7 protein-coding genes and 1 pseudogene are annotated in these 6,243 nt (G+C 50.9%); 6 read left to right on the top strand and 2 right to left on the bottom strand.

From position 1 onward, the window contains the following. The 6 genes and pseudogenes from DEF47_RS02860 to DEF47_RS02835 form a co-directional block, all read left to right on the top strand. A pseudogene (locus tag DEF47_RS02860) lies at window positions 1-651 on the top strand (hypothetical protein); the annotation flags it as partial. Beyond that, window positions 638-895 carry a hypothetical protein gene (locus DEF47_RS02855; protein ID WP_012188342.1) on the top strand — a complete coding sequence of 86 codons (258 nt, stop codon included), beginning with the start codon at window positions 638-640 and terminating at the stop codon, window positions 893-895. The pseudogene DEF47_RS02860 and the gene DEF47_RS02855, both read left to right, overlap by 14 nt. A 172-nt stretch (window positions 896-1,067) precedes the next feature. Further along, complete coding sequence (locus DEF47_RS02850) at window positions 1,068-2,561, top strand: hypothetical protein (protein WP_012188341.1); 1,494 nt, start codon at window positions 1,068-1,070, stop codon at window positions 2,559-2,561. Window positions 2,562-2,575: 14 nt separating this feature from the next. Beyond that, window positions 2,576-2,860, top strand: a complete 285-nt coding sequence (locus tag DEF47_RS02845) for a hypothetical protein (protein ID WP_012188340.1) — start codon at window positions 2,576-2,578, stop codon at window positions 2,858-2,860. A 78-nt stretch (window positions 2,861-2,938) separates the two neighbouring features. Beyond that, on the top strand, window positions 2,939-3,493 hold the full coding sequence (locus DEF47_RS02840; RefSeq protein ID WP_012188339.1) for an AhpC/TSA family protein: 555 nt from the start codon (window positions 2,939-2,941) through the stop codon (window positions 3,491-3,493). A 71-nt stretch (window positions 3,494-3,564) separates the two neighbouring features. Next, the gene (locus tag DEF47_RS02835; RefSeq protein WP_041304013.1) at window positions 3,565-4,107 is read left to right on the top strand and encodes a redoxin domain-containing protein; all 543 of its coding nucleotides are present in this window, start codon (window positions 3,565-3,567) and stop codon (window positions 4,105-4,107) included. On the opposite strand, the gene DEF47_RS02830 is transcribed toward DEF47_RS02835, so the two are convergent. Together DEF47_RS02830 and DEF47_RS02825 are read right to left on the bottom strand one after the other, a co-directional pair. Beyond that, a complete protein-coding gene (locus tag DEF47_RS02830; RefSeq protein WP_012188337.1) occupies window positions 4,104-4,886 on the bottom strand; it encodes a GNAT family N-acetyltransferase in 783 nt (260 codons plus the stop codon). The two genes, DEF47_RS02835 and DEF47_RS02830, sit on opposite strands and share 4 nt — an antisense overlap. A 136-nt stretch (window positions 4,887-5,022) precedes the next feature. Further along, window positions 5,023-5,823: an alpha/beta hydrolase gene (locus DEF47_RS02825; RefSeq protein WP_012188336.1), complete on the bottom strand. Its 801-nt coding sequence runs from the start codon at window positions 5,821-5,823 to the stop codon at window positions 5,023-5,025. Between the last annotated feature and the right edge of the window lie 420 nt (window positions 5,824-6,243).

Genomic DNA, 6,243 nt, shown 5'->3' with positions numbered 1-6,243 from the left:
CGTGGCCCACGCCGTGAAGGTGGCGGTTTTGGCGAACGCAGTCCGCGCCGCGATGGTGGCGGCTTTGGCGAACGCAGTCCGCGCCGTGAAGGTGGCGGCTTTGGCGAACGCGGCCCGCGCCGTGAAGGTGGCGGTTTTGGTGACCGTGGTCCGCGCCGTGAAGGCGGCGGTTTCGGCGAACGTGGCCCACGCCGTGAAGGTGGCGGTTTCGGCGAACGTGGCCCACGTCGCGATGCAAGTGGCTTCGATCGTACCAATCGTCGCGAAGAATTTTTTGATGATCGACCACGTGGCGAACGTGGCTTGGCGCTTGATCGCGCCCATCGTGGCGATGATCGCCCTAAAAACACCTTTGGCGGTCGCCGCCCAAGCAACCAAGGCTCGTTTGATCGCCGTGGTTTTGACAACCGTGGTCGCGACGACCGTCGTGGTTTCGATAACCGTGGCCGCGATGACCGTCGTGGTTTCGATGATCGCGCATCAGCTCCACGCGACAAAATGGTTGAACGCGGGCCAATTTCAGCCCGCAATACGCCAGCGCCAACGCCAGCACCTACGCCGGCCCCAGTTGCCGAGCAAGCAGCTCAGCCAGCCCGTCGGATGCGCGTGGTACGGCGTTTGAAAAAGGCAGGCGGTGATGAACAAGCTTAAACAGGCCTATCTCCAATTAGCAGTTGAACGTGATCGCACACGTCGTCAAGCCGAACGCTACGCCCATGAATCGCAGCGTTGGACAGAACGGCTTGCCCTAGCCAAGCGCTGTGGTGAGCCAGAACTGGCGACCCAAGCTCGTGAACGGGCATTACAAACTGCCCAAGCTGAGATTCAGCTTCGCCGCGAGTTAGTACGGCAAGAAGTGCTGGTCGATCAACTGATAGCAAGCCTTAAAGCCTAATTCATCGAATCATCAATTTGCCAAACACTGCTTGAGTTTCAGGCAGTGTTTGGCATTTAACAAACTATGTTAAAATCGGGCTAGCATTCAAGATCAAGGAAAGGAGCAGCATATCCAACGCATCAAATGGTCTGCACCAATCTGGTGGGCTTTGCTCTTTTTTGCACTAGCAATGGCAGTTGGTAGCTTATGGCTGGTTGCCCCAGAGGATTTTTGGTGGCAGCTCAAAATTGGCGATCTGATTCGCACAAGTGGCAGAATCCCCACTGTTGGCGTTTTTTCCGCCACCCAAGCCAATACAGCTTTTTTCTACCAAAACTGGCTCAGCCAATTCCTCTTTTCGTGGATCTATCAGCTTGGTGGTTTAGTTGCAATTTTACAAATCCGCAGCCTTTTATTAATCGGCAGTTATGCTTTATTGCTCTGGCATACCTGGCGACGGGTAAAAGCCAATGGGCGGGCCGCCATGCTCGGTTTGTTGTTGAGTGTGCTGGTAAGTTTCAATCATTGGCAAGTTCAGCCTGCGATGTTTGTATGGCCGTTGTTTATCGCTAGTTTTGTGATTGTTAGCGAAGTTGCTGCCGAGCGCTGGACAACGAAATATCTCTGGTTGCTCCCGATCATCCAATTACTTTGGGTCAACCTGCATGAAAGTTTCATCTTTGGGCCAATCCTGGTTGCAACAGCCGCTGTAGGCGCAATCATCGATCGACGGCGCGACCATGATGAAGCACCAATTTATGCAACTGCCCGAGCGCTGCAAATCGCCACGGCAACGACGACCATCGCGAGTTTTATCAACCCGCATGGCTGGAATGGCTGGATCGCCGCATGGCAACAATTAACCAGCATAGTTCCCGAAGCTTTACAAACTCAATCAGGCTCACCACTGCTGAATTTTGCTACTCCGATGGCTCAAGTGAGCTTGGCGGTTGGTTTAATTGCAGCCATGATGTTATCGGTAGTTTGGCAGCGCATGCGCAGCGCCGATCTGATCATAACGGCAATCATGGCAGCCTTTAGTTTACTCAGCATGCGTTATCAATTTTGGTTTGGTAGTGTGGCAGGCCCAATTATTGCCGAGGCAATTGTGCGCCGTGGCCGCTTACGCCTGATTAAACGTAACCCCAGCGCACCGATATGGATTGCCGGATTAACAATCACGATTGGTTTGATTGGGCTGCTTATGCAACCAATTATTCGTATTTGGCTGCCTTTACCAGCGGCTTTGCAGGGTGCAACTGGCAATTTGCCGCAAGCAACATTAGCGAGTGCTGCTACCCCAATTCAAGCAGTCGAGTTTTTACAGGCCAATCCACCAAGCCAAGCCTACTTCCATGATCTTGGCTATGGCAGCTATTTAATCTGGCAAGCTGGTGAGCAATTGCCTGTATTTATCGATCCGCGAGTTAGCTTATACCCAACCGAACATTGGCAAGCCTATAGTTGTATTATGGCAGGCCGCGATTGGGAACGGCTGCTAACTCAAGATTCAATTGATACAATATTAGTGGATCGCGGAAACGGCCAACAATTGATCAGCGCAGTCCAAGCCAATTCAGCTTGGCGCGAGGTTTATGCCGATCAACAAAGCCTGATTTTCAAGCGTGATCCGCAAGCAGCCCAACCAACTGGCTCAGCCACGAGCTGTCCAGCAACTAAGTAGCATAAGGATGTTTCATGCAGTCACCAGATCAGCAGCCACGTTCGCTCAATCGTGCCAATTTAAGCCCTGAAGAACGCAAACTCCGACGTTCGATTGCCTTGGCCATGCTGTTTTCGCCAACAATGTGCGTGCTGCCATTATTGGCCTTTGTTGCCCGTCAAAGTAGTTCTAGCGTTGTGATTTGGGGCATCTGGCTGCTGATCACGCTGGCCTTAGTATCAGTTATTTGGCGAGCCGCTAGTGGGCTGCGCAAAATTGCCGAACAACGCGCCCAAAACGAATCCTCATCCAATCTTTAAAAAAGGCTGCATCTACCTACGTTTGTTTAAGCGAATAGAGGTCGATGCAGTTTTCTTTTTAGCAAGGATGGGTGTGTTATGCAGGGCCAAATTGTTGAGCGCAATTTAATGGTGGTGGATGAAACCGATCATCCGGTTGATTTGCTGCAACGCTATCAACAACGTTCACTTTTGTTAATGTTAATGCGCCATGTTGGTTGTGGCCTGTGTCGCCAACAGCTCTACCGTTTACGCGAATATCAACAACGCTTTCACCATGCCCACTGCGAAATTGCCGTAATTATTATGGGCGATGCCAAAATGGCCCATGGCTTTCGTCAGCTCAATCGGTTGCCATTCCCTGTCTATTCCGACCCCAAACAGCACGTTTACGAGGCCTTTGAAATTGGCCAAGGCTCACTTTGGACGGTTGCTGGCCCCCATGTTTTAGCCCGTCAGATGCTGTTGGCCTTCAAGGGCATTCCTTCATCAGTCAATTTAACTGCCGAATCGATTCGCCGCCTTGGGGGCATTGTGTTGCTCAATCCGCAGGCCGAAATTAGCTTTCATCATGTTGCCAACCCAATTTATCGTTACCCAACTTGGGATGAAGTATTGACCTATGTGGAGCCACCACTGCAACGCGCCGCCTAAACATACATCCTTATACCGCCAAGCGCACGTAGCCTACAATAGTGAATTTACAGCGCGATTGGATGGGTAAGATGACAGCAGTAGCAAGCAACCCAATGACTGATTTATGGGTGTTGAATGAAACTGGTGAGCGGGTTGGCTTTGAAAGTCTTTGGCAGGAAAAGCCAATCTTGATCTTTTTTATGCGTAATATTGGTTGTGGTATTTGCCGCCAAACCTTGTTGAATCTGCGTGATTACGACCAAGCCTTCAAGGATGCTGGCTGGCAGATTGTGGTGCTGATGATGGGCAATGTTGAGCTAGTATCGCGTTTTCGCTCGATGTATAACATTCCCTTCCCAATTTATGTTGATCAAAGTTTACAGGTCTACGATTATTTTGAGATTGTTGAAGGCTCGTGGCTGCAAGTGCTCTCGCCACAGGTGCTCATTCGCCAAGCCAAGCTCTTGGTCGGCGGCATGGAGTTGTTGAATGGGGCTGGCTCAATGCGACGGCTAGGCGGTGCAGCAGCGATCAATCGGGCTGGTCAGATTGTCTATCACCATGTGGCCAACCCAATTTATCGCTACCCCGAATGGTCTAGCGTGTTGCAAACCTTGCAACAAACCAACTAGAGCCAAACCAAGCCATAGTTGATCAAACCTGCTTGTGGTTGCAAGCCGAGTTTTTGCGCCAAACGATACGAAGCAAGATTTTTGCTCGAACATTCCCAATGCACTTGCAAACCACGTTGGCGACATGCCACGATCATTGCGGTTGCCAAAGCATAGCCCAAACCTTGTTGTTGGTAGGCTTCTAAGGTTTCGATGCCTAAACCACAGCGTTGCGAACTAACATACTCAGCAGTACACCAGGCCACCAACGTTTGCTCGACCTGAATTGCTAAGCCCAAACCGTTGGTTAGAAAGCGCTCAAGGCTTGGCCACATCCAACGAATTTCTTGGATAATTGGCTGAGCGCTTGGTAATTGTAATACTTCAGGATCAAGTTGCTTTAACTCAAATTGGCTGGGCAGTTGTGGTTGATTGATTGCATGGCCGTGATCAGCAAAAAAGTAGCTGCTGCTTGGTTGGGATTGATAGGGCTTGAGCACATGGTCTAATTCAAGTTGAGCATTACCAAGCAAGCGCAGTTTGATCACTTGACGGGCAGGCATCGCCGGAACCACCGTTTGCAGCCAGTGTTGGTTAAATTCAGCCTGATCAAGCCGACGATCGCTCGCCAAATACAACACATTGTTTGCTTGATCCCAGCAACTGCTCCATGTATTGGCCTGCCAATAGCAACCCTGCGAGTTGCCAGCCTGCAAAGCAGCATACACCAAGCCAAATTGGGGATCAGGCGGAAAACGACGATCGTTGGCAAGTTCGGCTAAGGGTCGTTGTTCAATCATCGCAACCTCATCTCGATTGATTAACCCTTAGCTTACCACCATTCATCATGCTTATGTTGATTCATCGGCCCGAATTTGGCCGCCAAAAACCGTGGCCTCGTTGCGGCAAGACCACGGTTAAGCAGCAGCTACTCAATTACTGAGCAACCGATTGACTGGCCAAAGCCTTAGTTTCGACCCAATTCAAGGCATATTCAGCAACTTCTTGCCAGTTTGGTTGGCCGACAATGTAGTGATTGCGCCCAGCAAATTGCTTGAAATCGGTCAGCGATTTGCTATTGCGATATTTGCGATAATTGCTGTAATTCAGCGAAGCCGGAATAATATGGTCAATTTCGCCAGCAATCAGCAGCAGCGGGGCATGCTCAGCCTTGAAATCTACCCGACTAACGCTGGTCAACGATTGACGCAAGTTATGCAGCGATTCGGGTACAACTTGGTTTTGATAAATCGCTTGTTGCTCGGCCAAGGGCATGCCATTGACAAAGCTATATTGAAAATGCTCAAACGGCATCATAAAAGGCTTGCTGGTCGAACGAAACGGATTCAGCATGGGCAAGGCCGATTTGATAAACGACCATTTGGTGCTGATTACGCCCTGCGGCGGAGCCGAATCGATCGCTACGCCAGCGCTAATCAACTGGCGATTAGCCAAAATTTGGGTAATCAAGCCACCCATCGAGTGGCCAATCACAATTGGTTTTTCGGGCAAACTCTGAATAAATTTCACATGATAATCGATGCTTTCTTTTAATGTATGCTGAGCTAAAGCTGGATCATTGGACCGTTGCTTTAATTCGGCGACACTTTGATCGCGGCCTGGCCAAGCTGGCGTTAACACCGTATAGCCCTTCGCTTGGTAATATTCAACCCACGGCTGCCAAGAATGCTTCGACACAAACAGACCGTGAATCAAGACAATTGTTTTCGTTGGCATGACAATCCATCCTCAACATTGCTAAGCGAGTTTGCTCGCGGCGAGTTATCTGAATGGATTCTATTCCAACCACAAGGTACAAAATGTCCTTTGAGAGTATGGTAGATGCCCTCACCCCCAGCCCCTCGCCCACCGCCGTGGGCGAGGGGAGTCAACGTTCATGATGAAGGTTTCCCCCTCGCCTCGCTGGGCGGGAGAGGGGGTCAGCTTACAAGAGTAGGTTGATCCCTCACCCCCGACCCCTCTCCCACGGCGGCGGGCGAGGGGCGATCCACCGTTCGTGATGGAATGATTCCCCCTCGCCTGCTGGGTGAGAGCGGGAGCGAGCTTCCAAGGGTAGGGTGCATCGACGAACCACGGATAGGCTGGTTCATCAATGCATGGATGCCAGCCCTGATTGCCCTTGAGGGGGTACAGGGG

This window comes from Herpetosiphon sp. (assembly GCF_003512625.1).
GTDB lineage: Bacteria > Chloroflexota > Chloroflexia > Chloroflexales > Herpetosiphonaceae > Herpetosiphon > Herpetosiphon aurantiacus.
Note: the sequence above shows the minus strand (reverse complement) of the source record. Positions and strands in the feature narration are given on the sequence as shown.

Bases quoted from the DNA above. Each gene is read 5' to 3' on its own strand.
- DEF47_RS02835 (WP_041304013.1), top strand. From the start codon at position 3,565: ATGACAGCAGTAGCAAGCAACCCAATGACTGATTTATGGGTGTTGAAT.
- DEF47_RS02855 (WP_012188342.1), top strand. From the start codon at position 638: ATGAACAAGCTTAAACAGGCCTATCTCCAATTAGCAGTTGAACGTGAT.
- DEF47_RS02850 (WP_012188341.1), top strand. From the start codon at position 1,068: ATGGCAGTTGGTAGCTTATGGCTGGTTGCCCCAGAGGATTTTTGGTGG.
- DEF47_RS02840 (WP_012188339.1), top strand. From the start codon at position 2,939: ATGCAGGGCCAAATTGTTGAGCGCAATTTAATGGTGGTGGATGAAACC.
- DEF47_RS02825 (WP_012188336.1), bottom strand. From the start codon at position 5,823: ATGCCAACGAAAACAATTGTCTTGATTCACGGTCTGTTTGTGTCGAAG.
- DEF47_RS02845 (WP_012188340.1), top strand. From the start codon at position 2,576: ATGCAGTCACCAGATCAGCAGCCACGTTCGCTCAATCGTGCCAATTTA.
- DEF47_RS02830 (WP_012188337.1), bottom strand. From the start codon at position 4,886: ATGATTGAACAACGACCCTTAGCCGAACTTGCCAACGATCGTCGTTTT.